Consider the following 21,386-nt stretch of genomic DNA (forward strand, 5'->3'; position numbering starts at 1 on the left):
TTAATTAAAATAATTTAATTTGTTATCGCTAGCTTAGTTAAATTTAATTTGATACACTAAATCAGGTGCAAGATAATGTATCATACATGGCTCTGGCATTACTAATTTTATTGACCTCGCCAAGTCAATCAGGGAAAGCCACCTTTATTCATTATTAACCTCAGTTGTTTATTTTAAAATTTTGGGGATGATATTGATCAATACGATTAAGTTTTAAAAAAGAATATTCTAATTTATGTTATCAGTAAATATAATTTATTGAATTAATTAGGTATTTTAAAGATTAAAATATGCTTAGCAATAGGATTTTGTGGTAATTAATTGATTTTATTTAAGTTATATTGAATTTGTTTTCAAATACATATTTAACTTAGGAGAAAATTATGAGCAAACAAATCTATAATCCACTTACCAAATATCATCATGACAAATTTCCAAAACAAAAGCAGGTGGCGCCAGCTCTACAATACGAAATGAACCCAATTCCTGATTGTGGTGAAGAAAGTTATCAAGGTCATAATCGGTTAGAAGGGCGTAAAATGCTTGTTACTGGTGGCGATTCAGGCATCGGGCGAGCGGCGGCGATAGCTTATGCTAAAGAGGGTGCTGATGTGGCAATAAACTATCTTCCTGTTGAACAAAAAGATGCAGAAGAGGTAGCAAAAGTTATCCAAGCTGCAGGACGCAAAGCCGTATTAATTCCTGGTGATTTAAGTGATGAGGCTTTTTGTAAAAAATTAGTTGATGAAGCACATCATAAATTAGGTGGATTAGATAATTTGACACTGGTTGCTGGTAAGCAAACTGCAGTTGAAGACATTATGGAACTTACCACCGAGCAAATTAAGAAAACCTTTGAAGTTAATGTGTTTTCGCTTTTTTGGATCACTAAAGCAGCGTTAGGGTATTTAAAGCCAGGTTCAACCATTATTACAACTTCGTCTGTTCAAGCTTATCAACCTAGTGCTAATTTATTAGATTATGCTGCAACTAAAACAGCTATTATCGCGTTTACTCGTGGCTTAGCTAAGCAGTTAGGAAATAAGGGCATCCGCGTAAATAGTGTCGCACCTGGGCCTGTTTGGACGCCATTACAAATTTGTGGCGGTCAACCAAGTGATGTTATTCCAGAATTTGGACAACAAACACCATTACAACGCGCAGGTCAACCGGTTGAACTTGCTGGTGTTTATGTGCATTTAGCATCAGAAGAATCAAGCTATACTACGGGCGAAACTTATGGCGTTACAGGCGGTATGAATATTAACTAATTGTTTTTTGTAACAGTAAACAGACTGATTTAAATCTTTTTACTGTTAATGTTATAAGTTATTAATTTTAAAATTAGTGGACAATAATGAATGAATTCATTATTGTCACAACCATTGAAATAGAAAACAAGCAAAAAGGGCAATAAAATGAAATTTTTTAAAGTGATTACTTTAGCAGTATTAGGGTTTTTTTTAGTCAATTGTGATAATTCAAAAACAACAGTTGATGATATTAAACAAAAAGCCGAACAAACAGGTTCTGAAATTGGTGACAAAGCTAATCAAATGAGTTCAGACGCTGTAGATAAGGTTAAGCAAATGAGCGCAGATGTTAGTGACAAAGCTAAGGAAATAGGCGCAGAGATTAGCGATAAAGTTAAACAAACAAGTGCAACCATTAGTGATAAAGCGAAAGATTTGTATGAGCAAACAAAATCTGAAAAAGAAGATATGCTTAATAAGGTGCAAGAGGGTAATTATAGCGTTGCTGAAAATTTGATGATTAAGGCGATTAAAACAAAATTACCAGCGACAATTGATCAGAACACGACTTTAGTTGATGTTTCGACAGATAATAAAACTATCAATTATAAATACGTTGTGAATAATAGTACTAAAGATGCATTACAGGCTGAAGGCAATCAAAAAGAGGTACGCAACAAATTGATTGAGTTTTACTGTAGTGATGATTCTAATATGAAGACACTAAGATTAGTATTTCCACGAGGAGCGAATCATGATTACTATATCAATGATGATAAAGTTTTTTCAGTGGATGTAAAACCGAATGATTGTGATGATGACTAGATATATTTGGTTAATTTGAACAAATAGTTAGAATTTATTTGTAATAAAAGGGCTACTTGAAGCCCTTTTATTTTGACCATTCTTTTTTTTATATTGTTTATTTATTACTCTTTAATGGACAATTAAAAATTTATCATTACTCTATAAGATAGCGAGTAGTCATGAATTGACTTGGATAGGAATAAATATGACAGGTATTAAAGCAACAGTTGTCATGTTAATGGAATAATATTATTTGGTTTTGATAATTCAGAAGCAAAAGTTATAGATACTCAACAAACGGATATTCAAGAAAATATGGATATTGTGGAAAGAAGGATAAAAATTATAGCTCAATCAACACCTGAAAAAATCAAACAATTAATAATCAAAAAGATAGTGATTATAGTTTTGATCAAGATTCGGTTGTTGAAGGTCTAAAAGAAAAGTTACCCATTATGGTTGATAAATTTATGATGTTCGATAATATATCAAAAGATAACAATAAACTTATCTATAAATATATTATGAAAGGTATGCCTAAAGAAGTGATATTGCTAGAGCAAAATTGATAAGCTTGGTTCTTTGTAGTTGTGATAATTCAAAAGCTGATGCTAATCAAGCAAGTAATAATTCTTCAAAAAATGACGACAGAAAGTCTAAAAACACTTTATTATAGTAATAGCCCACAAGTTCAAAAACTTAGGGATGCTTTCCCAAATGGTGTTAGTCATCATTATGATATTCATGATGAAAAATTGTTTAGTATTCAATTGACGCCTTCTTCTTGTAATACTCACTGAAGATAGTTTGCTTTAATTTTTTGATGTAATTAATCAATAGCGTATAAAAAACAGAGCAACTGCCCTGTTTATGTGTAATTTTATTCGAGTTCTTTACCTTTTGTTTCCGGTATTAAAAAGACAAATGCAGTCGCGGATAATAAATAAGCGGCTGATAGTAAAGCTAATGCGTAGCTAATTGAGTAAACGGTGGCTAAATAAGCAATTAGTACTTGTGATACACCGGCAATGCCTCGACCGACATTGAAAATAATATTTTCAGCACTTGAACGGGCATCTGTTGGGTAATGTTCAGCAAGTAGAGCGCCATATCCGCCCATCATACCATTAACAAAAAAGCCAATTACTGAGCCAAAGATAATTAATATAAACATATCGGTTTGATGAAAATAGAACCAAATTGAAACGGCCGAAATGAATAAAAAGAAGATATAAGAAGGGCGACGACCAAACTTATCACATAACCAACCAAAAATTAGAATTCCTAATGACATACCTATAGTGGTTGAAATAGTCCAAAACATGGTATTTTTAAATGGCAATTTAAGTTCAGTTGCAATCATATTTGGCATCCAAACCATGAGTCCATAAAAACCGAAGTTTTGTACAGCACAAGCGATGGTTAAACCTATTGTGGTTGCTATGGTTCTTGGATTTTTAAATAATTTGCCAACGGCTATTTTGTTTTTGTTTTGGTCTTTTAGATTTTGCCAGATTTCTGGCTCTTTTAGACCTTTACGTGTCCATGCAACAAATAGCGCAGGTAGCACACCCATCGCAAAAGCCCAGCGCCAACCATAAATTTCACCAATAAAGTTGACGGTTAATGCTGCTAAAATGATGCCGACTTGAAAACCTAATGCAACAATAGATGTTGCTCTTGAGCGTTTATTTTTAGGCCAGCTTTCAGAAACTAAAGTCATCCCAATTCCAAACTCACCACCAAGTCCAAGTCCACTTAAAAAGCGAAATATTAAAAAGCACTCGTAATTAGGTGAAATTGCACATAATCCAGTAAAAAGAGAAAATATCAAAATTGTCCATGAAAAGACTCTTACTCGACCATATTTATCGGCTAGTACACCAAATAAAATACCACCTAATACGGCGCCAAGTAAAGTTACTGAGGTTAAGGTGCCTAAATCTGTTTTTGTTAGGTTAAAACTGACTGAGATTAGGCTAAAACATACACCTAAAATCATCATATCCATACCATCTAGCGCATAACCAACGGTAGATGCAAATAAGGTTCTTTTTTGATATGGGGTTGTGCATTTGCTTTCACTTTCTGCGTGCAAGATAGTGTTTGCTTCAGTTTTCATGTATACCTCTAGTTATTAAAAATAGATAGTTACTTAAAATTTGCGTTTTATGATGTTTAATTTTTGTTTAAACGGCGGGTAAATTAAAGCGGGGCAAGTATATACTTAAAATTAACAAAAAGCTAAGTTTAAAGCGCTAAATAGTCGTTTTATCCGCCGATTTTATTATCAGCGGAGATATTCGTTATTCTTCAGCAAAGTACCAATAGCCTTTGTTGACAAGATCAAGCATGACTTGAAGAGTGTCTTTATCTTGTAACTGTTGGTAAGAGAGTATTTCCGTTTTACAAAGAAGATCAATCATGGGCATTGGTAAGTCAATTTTTTCGCCATGGATGTAGCCAAAATTGCCCACCTTAAGGATTCGAATACTCTGTACTCGGTTTAGTTCTGCTCCATTTTTTAGTAGTGATTCAAATTCATCACAATCGTATGGTGGTTCAACTGGTACAATATTTAAATCGTGCATTGGTAGTGTAATGTGTTTACCGAACCAATCGTTAAATAACTCAGGTGTTTTGATTACATCGATGATTTGATCTTGTAGTTTTGTTAGTTCATAAGGTTGAACTTGGTATGGATCTTTAGGTCGTTTTAAATTTGGATCTTGATAATAAATACCGTTTGGCAGGTTATCAATGACATAATCAGCAAAGCTACTTAATAGCTCTTGGGATGTTCGCGTCATAAAACCAACAGAATAACTGAGTGATTCACCAATGGATGTGCCATTATGTGGACAACCTAGTGGAATGTATAAGATATCGCCAGCAGTGATTTCCTCGTCAAGGATGGGTTGATATTCTTCAACATGTAATAATGCTTTGTGTGCATTAAATTGTTTATAATGTTGGTTGCGATCGCCAACTTGCCAACGCCTGCTGCCCATGCCTTGAATGATAAACACATCATAATTATCGATATGGGGCCCAACGCCTGCACCTTGTGTTGCGTAAGAAATCATGAGATCATCAAATTGCCATTGTGGCATGCATTTAAAAGGCTCAAGTAGTGTGGCAGCTTGCTCGTGCCAGTGATCAACAGCTTGTACTAGTAAACTCCAATGATCTTCGCCTAAGTTATTATATTGAGTAAATGGTCCAAATCTAGCATCCCAAATACCATCTTTATTAGAAACAATCCGGCTATCGATTTCTTCTTCCATCGCTAAACCTGCGAGTTCATCCGGTGTAATGGGATCAATAAAATGTGCAAATGCTTTGCGTAGGATTACAGGTTTTTTTTGCCAATAATTTGTTAAAAAATCATCCCAATCAATGGCTAACTTATAATTCATTTAATTTTCCTTGCAGATTGAATAATTGACAAAAATTAGATGTGGTCTTTTGTGCTATCTCTTCTAAAGAGACACCTTTTAAAGCAGATAAATATTGTGCCACTTCACGAACATAAGCGGGTTGGTTTTCTTTGCCTCGGTATGGAACGGGAGCAAGATAAGGTGAGTCGGTTTCGACCAAGATACGATCAAGTGGCACGTATTTGGCAACTTCACGTAGAGCTTCGGCATTTTTAAAGGTGATTATTCCTGAAAATGAGATATAAAAACCGATATCTAATAGTTGTTTTGCTGTTTCGATATCTTCTGTAAAACAGTGCAACACGCCCGAATGAACATGCTTATCTTTTAAGATTTTTAAGGTATCTTCTTTGGCATTACGTGTATGGACAATGACGGGTTTACTTAATTTTCGGCCTAATCGAATATGTTCTTTAAAATTCTCTTGTTGTAGCTCCAAATTATCTTGTTGGTAATAATAGTCAAGACCTGTTTCACCTAGTGCTATGACGTTATCTTCTTGGGCTAAGTTTTGAAAGCGCTCGGCATCGTATATTTCGTCATCAAGGTTAAGTGGGTGAATTCCACACGAAAAGGAGCATTGATTTTGATAGGGTGTAAGCTTATGTTTCATCGATTCATAGCCCGACAGTGTTGTTGCCACACTTAGGCAATGTTTAACGTCATTGTTGGTAGCTTCTTGTAAAACATCTTCGATAGATTTAGTACTAAGGTCTAAACTATCTAAATGGCAGTGAGAGTCAATTAGAAACATAAAAATCTCTTTTTTTTATTTATTTGAAAGTTGTTCAAAATCACGAACAGGTTTTATTGTTGACCACGAACGGCAAGCAGGGCATAACCAGTAGATTGAATTAACCGTAAATCCACATTTTTGGCACCGATAATTGGGTACGGTTTTTATTTGTTCGCCAACCATGTTGCGTAAAAGTAAAAGGCTTTCTTTGGCTTTACCTTGTTCTGCATCAGCAACATGATAGTTCATTAATCGATAAAATCCTTTTAAGTTAGGATGTTTAAGTAATTCACGATACATAAAGTATTGTGCAGCATCTAAGCCTTTTTGTTCTTCAATAAGATCAGCAAGCATCAACTCGGCTACATTACCGGTATCTTGATCGACACATAATTCCAAAAATTGTTGAAATTCATATCGGTTATTTAGCTTTAAATAGCACTCTTTTAATAAAGGCAATGCTTCGCCAATAAAGGCTTTGTCTTGCTGTAATATCTGTTGAAAAGATTTGATAGCTTGCTCTGTTTTGTCTTGAACCATAAGAACCCGACCCAGCATGAGCGATGTGCGTGCACATTTAGCATCAGCCATTGCAGATTTTTGTAATAGACTATTTGCTTTATCAAGCTCATTATTTGCTATCGTCAGTGATGCTAACTCACAATAAAATTGCGCAATATCGGTTTTGTATTTTTCATTACCAAGTTTGACCAGTTTAGTTGCCATATTAATGGCATTTACCCATTCACTGGTTGATTGATATATAATGATAAGTTGCTGTAATGCGTGTTGTTGAAAATCTTCTTCATCAATGAGTTGCAAAAACATCTCTTCGGCACGATCGTAAAGACCTGCAACCATATAATCCCGCCCCAGTTGTTGAATAGCTAATAATCGTTGTTCAAATGTCAAAGATGAGCTTTCTAATAGTGCTTGGTGAATACGTATCGCTCTGTCAACTTCGCCTCGAGAGCGAAATAAGTTACCTAATGTTAAATGTGCTTCGAGTGTGCCATCGTCTTCTTTTAACATATCTAAGAAAAGATCGACAGCTTTGTCTTGTTGATTGGATAAAAGAAAGTTCAAACCATCTACATATTCACGAGATAGTCGATTAGATTGATTTAAATATTTTTGTTTTGTATTTCTGTCACCCATATACCAACCGTATGCGGCGGCGATAGGAAGTAACAGAAATAACAGTTCAAACATAGTAACCTATTCTTAATTGCTTTTAGTTAAGTTTATTTGTTGATGATTAGCCATACCTTCATCATATTTTTTTTGTAGTTTGCTCAGTTTTCGTTTTGTTGATAAGTGTTGTAATTTAGATTTTAAAAAGAAAATACCTGTTAATATCCAACCCACAATAAAGCCTGAACCAAATAAAATTGCTAATAACACTGATAAGCGAATTTCAGTTTTATCAATCAAATAATTAAATGTTACTATTTGATCATTAGCTGACCCTATTGCTATTGAGATGGCAAAGATGAGAATTATTAATAAAATTGATATAACAAATTTCATAATGTTGACCTTTCTTTTTTATTTTTAGTTAAACGTTTTTATTTATTATACTAGACTGTTCCTACAAATTGCTTTGATTAGTTAAGTAGTCACCTATAACGTTCAAAAATCAATGCTGCCTGTTGTGAATAGCACTTTTTCAAAATTAGTATTTAAAATTATTGATCTACTATATGCCATTTTCTAGCATAAAAACAGAAAATTAATGAAATTACCCAAGCGATTAATACACTTGCTATTAGATCAATGGGTTTGTGCATGCCTAATAATAACCGGCTAATTTCAATCAATATAGACCAAATAATGGTGAACGATACTATTATATAATGTTGCTCACATTTTAGTAATGTTAAGGCTAAAAATGCCCAAGTTACAGCTAATAAAGTATGTCCAGAAGGAAAAGCGTATCCAGTTTCATTTTGCCAGTGGTTTGATAACCAACTTGGGATCGTTGGTGAATTGTTAAATAACTGACGGATAATTTCTTTTCTTTCTGATTGTGATTTCGAATAAAATTGTTGGTCGCTAATATTAAATTCCGTAGCCATCCAAAGTACATAAGGCCTTGATTCTGCTATCTGCGATTTTATAAGGTTTTTAATTATTTGCCCACTTAATATTGCACTAACAAGAAGCAACCATAATAATATAATTCGTTTTTTTGTTTTCTTGGGTAATAACAGACAAAATACTAAAAATAAAATTGTTGATGTAATTATTGCCCAAGGGAAACTTGCTGTTTCCGTTATTAAGAATAAATATTTAGATGTATTATTTAATGACGCTGGTTGCCAATGCCAATTTATGGCTATAATAACAAAAGGAACAGCTAAGAAAATAGCTAATATAGCTATTGTTTTTTTTATTACTAACCTCATTAATAAACTCAATTAAGTACAAATTACTTAATATTTTAGCATAGAAGATAGATTTATTTTTATAAAATCTTATCTATGTTTTAGTTAAAACGGAGATAATAATGCAATTAAAACGTGTTGCACAAGCGAAACTGCCAACACCATGGGGATGTTTCACTATTGTTGGATTTGAAGAAATTGCGACAAAAAAAGATCATGCTGCATTAGTATTTGGTGATGTGTCGGGTGATACACCAGTTCTTACAAGAATTCATTCTGAATGCCTAACGGGTGATGCGCTTTTTAGTTTACGCTGTGATTGTGGCTTTCAATTAGAAGCAGCCTTAAAACAAATTGCAAAAGAAGGTAAAGGGATTTTAATTTATCATCGTCAAGAAGGGCGTAATATTGGTTTACTGAATAAAATTAGAGCTTATGCGTTACAAGATCAAGGTTTAGATACGGTGGAAGCCAATGAGCAATTGGGTTTTGCAGCGGATGAACGCGATTTTACTTTATGCGCAGATATGCTGACTTTATTGGGGGTGTCACAAATCCGTTTATTAACCAATAACCCAGAAAAAATAAGAGTGCTTGAGCAGTCTGGCATTAAAATTACACAGCGGGTACCGTTGGAAGTCGGTGAAAATCCGAATAATGAACACTATTTAGAAACCAAAGCGAATAAAATGGGCCATTTGCTTCATCTGCATCACGTCAATTGTAAACATTAATTGCTTGGTTAAATAGCAAGTTGTTTATCTGCGATTGATTTTAGCTAATATAGTAAAAATGTTGGAATAAAAAATCTCAAAATATATTTTCTATTTTGAGATTTTTTATGGAGCAGGATATACAAAATAATTTTAACTTATTGATACTGTTATTTTTTATATTATTTCCCACGTTAATATCAATCTCTATCACTGCGCAATACGCCACCATTAGCAATCTGATCTTTAGATATTTCGTGCATGATGATTTGTACGGCTTCCGGTTTGCAGTTGAGGGTTTCGGCAATAGCATGAGTCACGCGTTTTGCCATTTCTCTCTTTTGCTCTATAGTGCGACCTTCTAAAAAGTCGATAACGACATTTGGCATAAATATCTCCTAGTGATGATTAATTTTGGCAAGCTGTTCATCCGTCAATGCTATTTCATCATTATGACATACACCAATACCGGATTTTATAACTTGTTCAGCGATGTCTTTGGCTTCATCTAATGAGTGCATTTTATAAGTACCACATTGATATTCATTTAATTCTGGAATCTGATTTTGCGATTTAACATTTAATACATCATGCATTGATTTGAGCCATGCATCAACGACTAATTCTTCGACGGGTTGACCAATTAAGCTCATGTAAAAACCAGTGCGACACCCCATTGGTGAAATATCGATTATTTCAACTTTATCATTGTTGAGATGATCGCGCATAAAGCCGGCAAATAAATGTTCTAATGTATGAATTCCTTTTTCTGGCAATTTGTCTTTGTTGGGAATGGTAAAGCGTAGATCAAACACCGTAATATCATCACCTTTTGGGGTTGCCATGGTTTTGGCTATTCGCACAAAAGGAGCTTTCATTTTGGTATGATCGACTTTAAAACTATCTAATAAAGGCATAATGTCCTCCTTGTTTTTTGCTTGTTATTTTAATCAATCAGCTAATAAGTACCAATGGATTTTATATTTACTCGGCAAGTAAATTTACCATTTCTTGCTCGTCAATAACTTTTATTCCCAGTTCTTGGGCTTTAGCAAGTTTAGAGCCAGCGGCTTCTCCGGCAATCACGAGATCGGTATTTTTTGATACACTGCCTGTGACTTTTGCGCCTAACTGCTTTAATCTACTTTTCGCTTCATCGCGCGTTAAAATCGATAAAGTACCGGTTAATACAATAGTTTTACCCGAAAAGGGTGAGTTTGTATCGGTTGCTTGTATTTGCGGGTTAACATCTTGCCAGTGAATGCCAATTTTATCGCTAGTTAGCTGATCTATTACATTGCGATTATGTGGCTCTTGGAAAAAGTCTATAATGCTTTCGGCAATAACGACGCCAATATCATTTACCATTTGTAATTGTTCAAGTGAAGCGTTTTCGATTGCCGATAAATTACCCAGTTGATTAACCAAATTTTCGGCAGTAACTTCCCCCACATTTGGAATTCCAAGCGCAAATATAAAACGGCTTAATGTGGTATTTTTAGATGCCTCTAATGCATTTAATAAATTATTGGCAGATTTTTCGCCAATTTTGTCCAAACTACATAGCTTTGGTAGACTAAGTTTATAAAGATCTACTGGGGTTTTGACATAATCTTTATCCACCAATTGTTCAATGATTTTATCCCCCATACCATCGATATTCATAGCCCGCCTTGAAACAAAATGTTTTAAGGCTTCTTTACGTTGTGCTGGGCAAATTAGTCCACCGGCACAGCGCGACACAGCTTGGCCTTCATCTCGCACTATTTGTGATCCACAAATAGGACAGTGAGTTGGGAATATGATTTCTTTTGTGTCCGCGGGTCTTCTATCCAATATGACAGCGACAATTTTTGGAATAACATCACCTGCTCGGCGTACTGTTACATAGTCACCTTCACGGACGCCTAATCGTGTGATTTCATCACTATTATGTAATGTCGCATTACTTACAATAACACCTGCGACTGAAACTGGTTCAAGTCTTGCAACTGGTGTAATTGCGCCTGTTCGTCCAACTTGAAAGTCTACCTTGTTTAATTGTGTGACTTCTTCTTGAGCTGGGAATTTAAATGCAGTTGCCCATCTTGGTGCACGCGCAACAAAGCCAAGTTCTTTTTGTTGTTCAATACTATTAACTTTGATAACCACACCATCAATATCAAAGTCTAATGACATGCGTTGCTCGCCAATTTGTTTAAAATAATCTAAAGCAGCCTGTGCACCTTGACGTTTTTGAACTTTATCACTAACTGGTAATCCCCAAGCTTTAAATTGCATTAAGCGGTCATAATGAGTATTAGGTAACGTAGTGCCTTCGATAATACCCACACCGTAACAAAAAAATGTTAATGGTCTTTTTGCGGTGATTTTAGGATCTAATTGTCTTAATGAACCAGCGGCAGCATTACGCGGATTGGCAAATACTTTCTCTTTCCGCTTTTCGGCTTCTGTGTTGAGTTTTTCGAAGCCTTTATGTGTCATAAATACTTCACCACGAACTTCTAATCGAGAAGGAATGTTGTTGCCCCTTAGAACTAGCGGAATTGTTTTGATGGTTCTTACATTGGCTGTTATGTCTTCTCCTGTTGTACCATCCCCTCGCGTTGCAGCTTGTATAAAGTGGCCATTTTCATAAAGGAGACTGACGGCAAGTCCATCAAGTTTGAGCTCACAACAATATTCAACATGGTCGGTATCACTTAAATGAAGACGATCTTTAACTCTTTTATTAAATGCAATAAAACTAGCATCATCAAACACATTATCGAGTGATAACATGGGTATTTCATGTTTGATAGATGCAAATTGTGCTAATGGGGATCCACCAACTCGTTGAGTTGGCGAGTCCGGCGTAATAAGGTCGGGATATTGTTGTTCTAATGTTTGCAGTTGTTTTATTAATTTATCATATTCAAAATCAGGAATTTCTGGTGTATCAAGTACATAATAACAGTACTCATGGTGCCTAATTATATCTCGTAATGAAGTCAATTTTTCTGTTATATCTTTAATCGATTCAAATGAGTTTGTTGAATTCTCGGTTGCATTAGATAGTGACATGATAATAGGCTCTTAAATTAAAACGTAGGTTTTGGGAATATCATTACAATTATATTAATTTAACTGTGATTAACACCTAGTTAAATTAACATAACTTATTATAGGTTATATCGATATTTATTTTTCGCCACCAACCCGTGTTGGTGGAATTTTGTTCAAGTTTTGTTGAAGATAATGTGGCTAAATTTCGTTACAAGCTTTTTTAATGCGTTCTTTATAACTGTCGATTTTTTGTGGCGTTAGCATATGATGTTCATCATCTAATACTACTCCGTTGACATCATCAGCTATACGTTGCGCTGTTTGTAACATTAATTTGAAATTTTGCTGATTGTTTCCCTCAGTTGGTGCAACCATAAAAATAGATACGCCAGGTGTGGTAAATTCATGCATTGTTTCGGGATCCAAATATCCAGGTGCGACCATATTGGCTAAACTAAATAGTATTGGACCATTACCAGCAGGATCTACATGACGGTGGAAAATTCTCATATCTCCAAATAGAAAACCTGATTGTATCATGCTCGCAAGTAGCACATCGCCTTGTAGTAATGTTCCGTTCAGACCTGTAACATTTAACACAATAATTTCGGTTGTGGATTGCTCGTTGTCAATATTTAGTTTTTTAGGTTTGTTGTTATGGTCAATTTTGTTATTAGTATCAAATTGGTTTTCTTTTGTTATTTGAGTTAAATTAAGTTTTTGTTCATCTTCATCTTCATCTTCAAAAAGGTCACGATTAACGTTGATAACAGGATCTTCTGTTATATCAGTATTAATTTCTTGTTTATCATCATTATCAACAAATAAATCATCTTGTTGTGGTATATTTTTTTGCTCTATAGATTCATCGATAATTATACTAGTTTCAATTATTTCATTATTTTTTGTTGCTTTGGGTTTGAATAAAATCACATCTTCATCATTATCGGTCATAGAAAAGTCTTGATGTTGTTGTGTATTTTGTGCAAATTTGCTTTTTTTATTTGAACTAAAAAGCGAAGAATGTTCTTTTTTATTGATCCAAAATCCATGGATAAGCAATGCAATAATGACTAAGGATGCAACAACAACTAGAACAATACGTAAATTATCCATAATAACCATCTCTGTATTAAATTAAATATAGACTCAAATTATTCAATCATATTTTGAAAAAATCATTACGAAGTACAATAATGTGAAATTTTTATTTTTTATCAGTAATTTGAATTAAACTTCATTAGAGTAACCGTATTTTGATATTAGTAGTATAACATTTTATTTAAGATACTTTATAGCACAAAAAACAATTAGTCTATATTACTTTATTTCTAATAATAATCATAATTATCAATATACATTTTAATATCATAACTCAGTAAATCATTTTTTAGAACTCTGTGCTATTAAAATGTAAAGATACTTACAATCTATGTATATTTTTTGTAAAATTGCCGATTACTTTTAAATAGGATCTATTATTATAAATAAAATAATTATTAAGTTTACTGAGGTCATTTTATATGAGATTTAACAAGCTAGTATTAGCCTTGCCAGTGGTATGTGCAAGCCTACTTATATTAACAAGTTGTGATAATGGTAAATCACAAAACAGTAATAATAAATTACCTAAAGTAACCGTATTTAAAGTTGAACCATTGAACTATACATTAAAAATCAGTTTACCAGGTAGGGTTATTGCATCTCAAATAGCTGAAATTAGACCTCAAGTAGGTGGAATTGTTTTAAAACGTGAATTTGACGAAAGTTCAAATGTTAAAGCTGGGCAGTCACTTTATCAAATAGATCCAGCTATTTATCAAGCTAATTATGATAGTGCTGTAGCAAGTGTTGCTAGTGCTAAAGCAAATGCAAATATTGCACAACTGACTCTTAAACGTTATGCTGGATTATTAAATACTAAATCAATTAGCCAACAAGATTACGATAAGGCAGCAGCCGATGCTAAACAGGCTGAAGCTGCTGTATCAGTTGCACAAGCAGCTGAGCATACAGCCAAAGTCAATTTAGACTATACAAAAGTATATTCGCCAATTGATGGATATATTGGTAAATCGAGTGTTACCGAAGGGGCATTAGTTTCGGCTGGTCAATCTTCTCCATTAGCATTAGTTCAACAGCTTGACCCTATTTATGTTGATATGACCGAAGCGGCTACTCGTTATAATAAATATCTTCAAGATGAAAATGTTATTTATGAACCAGCTAAAGATAATAATGTCGAATTATACTTTAATGATGGTTCTAAATACGCTTATCCTGGTAGTGTTAAATTTTCTGATATGACGGTCAATGAAACCACAGGGACTGTAACATTACGCTCACAGTTTGCAAACACTGAAGGCAAAATTTTACCAGGTATGTTCGTTAAACCTCAGATGACATTAGGTTATATCAAAAATGCTGTGCTTGTACCACAACAGGGCATTACCAGTAACGCAAAGGGACAGTACACAGCTAAAATTTTAAAGCCTGATAATACTATTGAATATCGACAAGATATTCAAGTATACACGGGTATTAATGGCTATTGGGTTGTTACAAAAGGCATTGATATTGGTGAACAAGTTATTGTGACAGGCTTACTTAATCTAATCGCAGTTGAAATGGGTATACCAATGAAAGGTAAAATGGTTGGAGAGCCGGCAAAGCTAACCCAAGAAGAATTAGATAGTATTATTCAAAAAAGCATGAAATAACAGGGGTAGGTTTAATTATGGCTAAGTTTTTTATTGATAGACCTATTTTTGCATGGGTAATTGCTATCATGATGATGCTGGGTGGAGCTTTATGTATAAAGCTATTAGCCGTTGAGCAGTATCCTGATATTGCTCCTCCTGCTGTAACTGTTAGTGCAGTTTACCCAGGCGCCGATGCACAAACTATCGAAAATACGGTCACTCAGTTGATTGAGCAGAATTTAACTGGATTGGATAATCTAATTTACATGAAATCAACCAGTAGTGCTCAAGGTGTTGTCCAAACAACGTTAACTTTCGCACCAGGTACTAATCCAGATTTTGCTCAAGTACAAGTGTTAAACAAAGTAGAAAGTATAAAATCTCGTCTACCTGAAAGTGTACAAAAAAATGGGGTATCGGTTGCTAAAAATAACACTAACTTCTTAAAAGTTGTTGGTTTTTATTCAACAAATCCACAAAAAACACAAGCTGATATTGCTGACTTTGTTTACTCTACTGTGCAAGATCAGATTCGTCGTGTACAAGGTGTTGGTGATACACAATTATTTGGTTCTGAATACGCTATGCGTATCTGGCTTGATCCAAATAAACTGACCTATTTTAATTTATCAATTGAAGAAATCATCGCTGCTATTCAAGCGCAAAATGCGCAAGTAACAGCAGGGCAATTAGGCGCTTTACCATCAACAGATGGACAAGAACTTAATGCAACGATTACCGCCCAATCGCGTTTAAAAACGCCTGAACAATTTCAAAATATTCTTGTTCGAGTCAATACCAATGGCTCGAACATCTTATTAAAAGATGTAGCTACAGTTGAAATAGGCGCATCGGATTATAATTTTATTTCGCGTTATAACGGTAATGCCTCAGCTGGTCTTGGGATATATTTAGCAACAGGAGCTAACCAATTAGATACATCAAATAAAGTGGATGAAAAATTAGAAGAGTTATCCAAAATCTTCCCAGAAGATATCAAATATGCTTTTCCATATGATACGACCCCATTTGTTAAATTATCTATTAACAATGTAATTCATACGTTAGTTGAAGCAATCATTTTGGTTGTTATTGTAATGTATGTGTTTTTACAAAACCTGCGTTCGACACTTATTCCTACTATCACGGTACCTGTTGTGCTGTTAGGTACATTTGCAATTTTGTATATTTGTGGATTTACTATCAACACGTTATCAATGTTCGCGATGGTATTGGCTATCGGATTATTAGTTGATGATGCAATTGTTGTTATCGAAAACGTTGAACGTATTATGCATGAAGAAGGCCTATCGCCTTATGATGCAACTGTTAAATCAATGGAACAAATCACTTCAGCGTTGGTGGGTATTGCGGTTGTATTATCTGCTGTGTTTGTACCGATGGCATTTTATGGTGGTGCAGCAGGGGGAATATATCGTCAATTTTCTATTACCATTGTAACTGCGATGGCATTATCAGTATTAATGGCGATAGTGTTGACACCGGCTCTTTGTGTGCAGATTTTGAAAGCCCCATCAAAAAGTAAAATTAGAAGAACTTCTTTAGGTGAAAAATTAGAGTCAATACCACCATTTAGTTGGTGCTCAAAAGGAACCAAACGTTTCTTTAGATGGTTTAATCGTTTTTATGACAAGAGTTTACATTCTTATGAAAAAGGCATTATAAGGGTTATTCGTAAACCAGTAATTGCTTTTGTTTGTTATGCTTTAATACTAGTCGGATTATTATTTGGTTTTAACCGTTTACCTACAGGTTTTTTACCAAACGAAGATCAGGGTGTTCTTTTGGTGATAGTTGAATTGCCACCTGGCTCAACATTAGAACAAACGATGTCAGTATTAAATAAAACATCACGTTTTTATACCGAACAAAAAGCAGATTCTGTTGAAGAAATTTTTACTGTCGCCGGCTTTAGTATAATTGGACGTGGGCAAAATATGGGAATGGGGTTTGTCCGATTAAAAAATTGGGATGAGCGTAAACGCACTGATCAAAAAATTAATGCTTTAGTTGGAAGTGGTATGGGATTTGCTTCAACCATAACCGACGGTCGTGTGATTGTCACTAATTTACCCGCGGTGCCATCTTTAGGTATGGCTAATGGCTTCTCTTATATGCTTAAAGATACAGCAGGATTGGGACACCAAGCATTAGTTGCTGCGTTTTTCCAAATATTTGGGCAAGCATCTCATCACCCTTATTTACAGCAAGTTCGTCCTGGTAGCATGTTAGATGTTCCTCAATATAAAATTAATGTTGATTTTGAAACTGCTCAAGCACTGGGTGTGTCGGTTAGTAGTGTAAATACCGTATTATCAACAGCATTAGGTTCTGCTTATATTGATGACTTTGTTTATAATAACCGGGTTAAGAAAGTCTACCTTCAATCAGAAGCACCTTACCGCATGTTGCCTGATGATTTTAGCTATTGGCATGTTAAAAATAAAAATGGTCAAATGGTACCTTACGATGCTTTTGCAACTACTTCAAAAAGTTATGGTTCACCATCATTGGTTCGTTATGATGGTGTGGCGGCAATGGGTATAAGTGGTTCAGCTGCACCAGGCCTGAGTTCTGGGCAAGCTATGGCTGTGATGGCAGCGTTATCAAAAAACTTACCTAAGGGTTTTACTTTTGATTGGACAGACATTTCTTATCAAGAACGTCAAACAGGATCACAAACAACGACACTTTATATTATTTCGATCATTGTGGTGTTCTTGTCATTAGCTGCGTTATATGAAAGTTGGACTGTCCCTATTTCGATTTTATTTATTATTCCACTGGGTATTTTAGGTACAGTTTATGCAACGATGTTTAGAGGACTTGATAATGATATTTACTTCATTGTTGGTTTATTAACAACAATGGGGCTGTCAGCTAAAAATGCTATTTTGATTGTAGAATTTGCCAAAGATGCTCTTGAAAAAGAGGGCAAATCATTAATTGACGCAACACTTGAAGCTTGTCGTTTGCGTCTACGTCCAATTTTAATGACTTCATTTGCCTTCATTCTTGGGGTATTGCCACTCGCATTAAATAGTGGAGCAGGTTCTGCAAGCCAAAATGCAGTAGGTACTGGAGTAATTGGTGGTATGTTAACAGCAACATTTTTAACTATATTTTATGTTCCGTTGTTCTTCTTGTTTATAACTAAAATATTTACTAAACATAGAAATAAAGTTGTGTTACCAACTAACCGTTCAAAATAAACAGATGGATAGTTAGTTTCATATGCACGTATCAGTTTTTGTGGCACGTGCATTTTGAATAAGTTATTAATATACAAAAATGCGCTATTTGAATTAGCGCATTTTTTATGGTTCTAATTATGTAGTAACTAACTATAAAATAATCAGTAAAAGTAGCAAATTCTCTTCAAAAAGTGTAATTACCCGACTGCCAATTTTGTGCTTTCATTTACTTTTTTACAATTAGTTTAAATTTTATACACTTTTTCTTTTTGTGGTTGCGCTTAGCCATTTCATTGCTAGGTAATTTTTAAATCTATTCATTTTTCAATTAATAATTAAACTTAGTGATTAATTCAAGTAATATATAAAAAAAGATTATTATGATGATTTTTTTATATAAATTTAGTATTCAAATATGTTAATGTTTTAAGCTTATTTTTAATAAACAGGAAAATACCATGTCACACTCATCTAATCCGTTGGTTCGTTTTTACTTAAAAGTAGGGTTGATACCGCAGATTTTGTTGGGCTTAATATTTGGCATTATTCTTGCTGCAGTATCAAAAGATACCGCATTAGGAATGTCACTCATAGGTGGATTATTTATTAATGCTTTAAAATCAGTTGCCCCTATACTTGTGCTCATTTTAGTGATTGCATCAATATCCAACCATCAGCATGGTAAGCAAGCAAATATGGGACCGCTAATTGCCCTTTATTTTGTTGGAATGATGCTGGCGGCACTATTAGCAACCATTGCTAGCTTTTTATTCCCATCGCAACTTTCATTTGGTGACACACTAAATAACCTTGAGCTTTCTCCGCCTAATGGCATTAGTGAGGTGTTAAAAACGTTACTAGGAAAAATGATCGACAATCCAATCAATGCGCTTATAAAGGCAAATTATATCGGTCTTATTGTATGGGGCGTAGGTATTGGTTTGGCACTAAGGCACGCTAGTCAAAGCACTAAAACAATGATGAATGATCTGTCTCATGCTATTTCATTTATTGTCAGAATTATTATTCGATTTGCTCCTTTTGGTGTATTTGGGCTTGTAGCTTCGACGTTAGCAGAGACTGGTTTTGGTGAATTACTGAAATATGCACATTTATTGGTTGTATTAGTTTGTTGTATGTTAATTGTCGCATTAGTTATCAATCCATTACTCGCCTATTTAGTTATGCGGAAAAATCCTTATCCCCTGGTTTTTACCTCTTTAAAAGAAAGTGCTATACCTGCTTTCTTTACGCGTAGCTCTGCGGCCAATATTCCCGTGAATATTGAAATCTGTAAAAAATATAACATGGATGAAGATACCTATACTGTTGCTGTGCCATTAGGCGCTGCAATTAATATGTCGGGTGCTGCTGTCACTATAACGGTTTTAACTTTAGCAACGGTTAATTCAATGCCGGTTAGTGCTGGTATACATGTTGATATTTATTCTGCGGTATTACTTTGTATTGTAACTTCGGTGTGTGCTTGTGGTGCATCGGGAATTGCGGGAGGCTCGTTACTACTTATCCCTGTTGCTTGTAGTATGTTTGGTATACCGAACGAAATTTCAGCCAAAGTGATTGGGATTGGGATTGCCATCGGCGTGATCCAAGATTCGGTTGAAACTGCATTAAACTCGTCAAGTGATGTAGTGTTTATTGGCGCTGTTTCATCGGCAGCCCAAGAAAAACAAAAGGCAACCAACAAAACTTAGGTTATGATAAACATTAACGTTCATTAAATACGCAAATCTATTTGATTAGCAATTTTTGCAAACTGAGCATGTGATTTTTGTGATTATCTGCTCAGTTTTATTAAATAATTTATAGGTGACTAGTCCTTTCTCTTTTTTTGATCATATATTATTAATTTTTCATATATAACATATTGCGTTGCTTTTTCTTGAATGACTACTTATTATTGGAACCTTGTTTAAGGTAAATACTGACTTTACTTGAGTACCTTAAGCTATAAGGAGACATTATGTCATTCAATGCCATTATTCTAGAAAAAGAAGAAGCGACGGGGGTTACCTGTTCATTAAAAAACGTTAATAAACAACAATTATTAGCACAACAAGGTGATACATTAATCCAAGTGGCGTATTCAAGTATTAACTATAAAGATGCATTAGCCATAACCAATAAAAGCCCTGTAGTTAGGAAATGGCCTATGGTGCCGGGGATTGATGGTGTTGGCTGTGTGGTAGAATGTGCTAGCGATCGTTACCAAAAAGGCGAACAAGTAATTTTAAACGGTTGGGGCTGTGGCGAAACGCATTGGGGGGGCTTGGCGCAATATGCTTATTTAAAATCTGAATGGCTAATACCTTTACCCAACAAATTTACCGCCCATCAAGCAATGACTATTGGCACGGCAGGTTATACAGCTGCGTTATGTATTGAGCGAATTGTCGATTTTGGCGTAAAACCACACGATGGCATAGTACTAGTGACTGGGGCAAGTGGTGGAGTGGGATCGATTGCTATCAGTTTACTGGCTAAATTAGGTTACCAAGTCACGGCATCAACCAGTAAAATTGATGAAGCATATTATCTACAAAAACTTGGTGCAGTTAATGTTATTGATAGCCAAACTTTAAAAGAAACCGGTAAACCATTACAAAAAGAACAATGGTCAGCCGTTGTCGATGTGGTTGGTTCGCACACTTTAGCAAATGCTTGTGCACAGACTCAATATGGTGGCATTGTTGCTTGTTGCGGGCTTACCCAAGGTATGGACTTACCGGCAACCGTGGCACCATTTATTTTACGTGGCGTAACTTTGGCTGGGATAGATAGTGTCATGGCAAGTTATGATAAACGCATAGCGGCATGGAATTTATTAGCGCATCATCTGGATGAAGAAATCTTATCTTATGTCGGCAGGACAATCACATTAAACGAGTGTGTTGAAGTGGCAAATAAAATGATCGCAGGGAAAATAAAAGGGCGTTTTGTTGTTGATGTAAACAAATGAATCTAGGTTTGACTAAACAGTGGTATTTTGATAATTACTTTTAATCACTTGTCTGCTCATTTACTATAAAGTTAAAAAAACAGCGGTGTAATCTTTACACCGCTTTTA

Annotated in this window: 17 protein-coding genes; 7 read left to right on the forward strand and 10 right to left on the reverse strand. The window is 34.8% G+C overall.

What is annotated here, in order from left to right:
* Nucleotides 1–383: 383 nt before the first annotated feature.
* Nucleotides 384–1,271, forward strand: coding sequence for an SDR family oxidoreductase (locus A9G23_RS09460; RefSeq protein ID WP_065587372.1), 888 nt, complete (start codon nt 384–386; stop codon nt 1,269–1,271).
* 147 nt (nt 1,272–1,418) lie between these two features.
* Complete coding sequence (locus A9G23_RS09465) at nt 1,419–2,078, forward strand: YtxH domain-containing protein (protein WP_065587373.1); 660 nt, start codon at nt 1,419–1,421, stop codon at nt 2,076–2,078.
* Nucleotides 2,079–2,940: 862 nt separating this feature from the next.
* Here A9G23_RS09465 and A9G23_RS09470 read toward each other — a convergent pair.
* The 6 genes from A9G23_RS09470 to A9G23_RS09495 all read right to left on the reverse strand — a co-directional run bounded on the left by A9G23_RS09470 (nt 2,941) and on the right by A9G23_RS09495 (nt 8,644).
* The gene (locus A9G23_RS09470; protein WP_065587374.1) at nt 2,941–4,182 is read right to left on the reverse strand and encodes an MFS transporter; all 1,242 of its coding nucleotides are present in this window, start codon (nt 4,180–4,182) and stop codon (nt 2,941–2,943) included.
* Between the two features lie 184 nt (nt 4,183–4,366).
* Nucleotides 4,367–5,479, reverse strand: coding sequence for a ribosomal protein uL16 3-hydroxylase (locus A9G23_RS09475; RefSeq protein ID WP_065587375.1), 1,113 nt, complete (start codon nt 5,477–5,479; stop codon nt 4,367–4,369).
* Nucleotides 5,469–6,254, reverse strand: coding sequence for a YchF/TatD family DNA exonuclease (locus tag A9G23_RS09480; protein ID WP_065587376.1), 786 nt, complete (start codon nt 6,252–6,254; stop codon nt 5,469–5,471). Before A9G23_RS09480 ends, A9G23_RS09475 begins: the two co-directional genes overlap by 11 nt.
* A 15-nt stretch (nt 6,255–6,269) precedes the next feature.
* Nucleotides 6,270–7,448, reverse strand: coding sequence for a lipopolysaccharide assembly protein LapB (lapB, locus tag A9G23_RS09485; RefSeq protein ID WP_065587377.1), 1,179 nt, complete (start codon nt 7,446–7,448; stop codon nt 6,270–6,272).
* 12 nt (nt 7,449–7,460) lie between these two features.
* Nucleotides 7,461–7,766 (reverse strand): LapA family protein, encoded by a 306-nt coding sequence (locus A9G23_RS09490; protein WP_065587378.1) that lies wholly within the window; start codon nt 7,764–7,766, stop codon nt 7,461–7,463.
* Nucleotides 7,767–7,924: 158 nt separating this feature from the next.
* Nucleotides 7,925–8,644, reverse strand: coding sequence for a phosphatase PAP2 family protein (locus A9G23_RS09495; RefSeq protein WP_065587379.1), 720 nt, complete (start codon nt 8,642–8,644; stop codon nt 7,925–7,927).
* A 101-nt stretch (nt 8,645–8,745) separates the two neighbouring features.
* Between A9G23_RS09495 and ribA the strand changes: the two genes are divergently transcribed.
* Complete coding sequence (gene ribA, locus A9G23_RS09500; RefSeq protein WP_065587380.1) at nt 8,746–9,357, forward strand: GTP cyclohydrolase II; 612 nt, start codon at nt 8,746–8,748, stop codon at nt 9,355–9,357.
* Nucleotides 9,358–9,536: 179 nt separating this feature from the next.
* Here the strand turns inward: ribA and A9G23_RS09505 are convergent, their stop codons facing one another.
* The 4 genes from A9G23_RS09505 to zipA all read right to left on the reverse strand — a co-directional run bounded on the left by A9G23_RS09505 (nt 9,537) and on the right by zipA (nt 13,497).
* On the reverse strand, nt 9,537–9,725 hold the full coding sequence (locus A9G23_RS09505) for a 2-hydroxymuconate tautomerase (protein ID WP_065587381.1): 189 nt from the start codon (nt 9,723–9,725) through the stop codon (nt 9,537–9,539).
* Between the two features lie 9 nt (nt 9,726–9,734).
* The gene (gene luxS, locus A9G23_RS09510; protein WP_065587382.1) at nt 9,735–10,253 is read right to left on the reverse strand and encodes an S-ribosylhomocysteine lyase; all 519 of its coding nucleotides are present in this window, start codon (nt 10,251–10,253) and stop codon (nt 9,735–9,737) included.
* 67 nt (nt 10,254–10,320) lie between these two features.
* Nucleotides 10,321–12,351 (reverse strand): NAD-dependent DNA ligase LigA, encoded by a 2,031-nt coding sequence (gene ligA, locus A9G23_RS09515; RefSeq protein ID WP_065587487.1) that lies wholly within the window; start codon nt 12,349–12,351, stop codon nt 10,321–10,323.
* 228 nt (nt 12,352–12,579) lie between these two features.
* The gene (gene zipA, locus A9G23_RS09520; protein ID WP_176700615.1) at nt 12,580–13,497 is read right to left on the reverse strand and encodes a cell division protein ZipA; all 918 of its coding nucleotides are present in this window, start codon (nt 13,495–13,497) and stop codon (nt 12,580–12,582) included.
* Between the two features lie 407 nt (nt 13,498–13,904).
* Here zipA and A9G23_RS09525 point away from each other — a divergent pair, with 407 nt between their 5' ends.
* From A9G23_RS09525 to acuI, 4 genes are all read left to right on the forward strand, one after another.
* Complete coding sequence (locus tag A9G23_RS09525) at nt 13,905–15,101, forward strand: efflux RND transporter periplasmic adaptor subunit (RefSeq protein ID WP_065587383.1); 1,197 nt, start codon at nt 13,905–13,907, stop codon at nt 15,099–15,101.
* 17 nt (nt 15,102–15,118) lie between these two features.
* Nucleotides 15,119–18,316, forward strand: coding sequence for an efflux RND transporter permease subunit (locus A9G23_RS09530; RefSeq protein WP_065587384.1), 3,198 nt, complete (start codon nt 15,119–15,121; stop codon nt 18,314–18,316).
* Nucleotides 18,317–18,756: 440 nt separating this feature from the next.
* Entirely contained in the window at nt 18,757–20,013 is a 1,257-nt protein-coding gene (sstT, locus tag A9G23_RS09535; protein ID WP_065587385.1) for a serine/threonine transporter SstT, read from the forward strand.
* A gap of 269 nt (nt 20,014–20,282) precedes the next feature.
* Nucleotides 20,283–21,278 carry an acrylyl-CoA reductase (NADPH) gene (acuI, locus tag A9G23_RS09540; protein WP_065587386.1) on the forward strand — a complete coding sequence of 332 codons (996 nt, stop codon included), beginning with the start codon at nt 20,283–20,285 and terminating at the stop codon, nt 21,276–21,278.
* Nucleotides 21,279–21,386: the final 108 nt, after the last annotated feature.

Origin of the sequence: Gilliamella sp. App4-10 (genome assembly GCF_001690495.1) — a bacterium.
Taxonomy (GTDB): Bacteria; Pseudomonadota; Gammaproteobacteria; order Enterobacterales; family Orbaceae; genus Gilliamella; species Gilliamella apicola_G.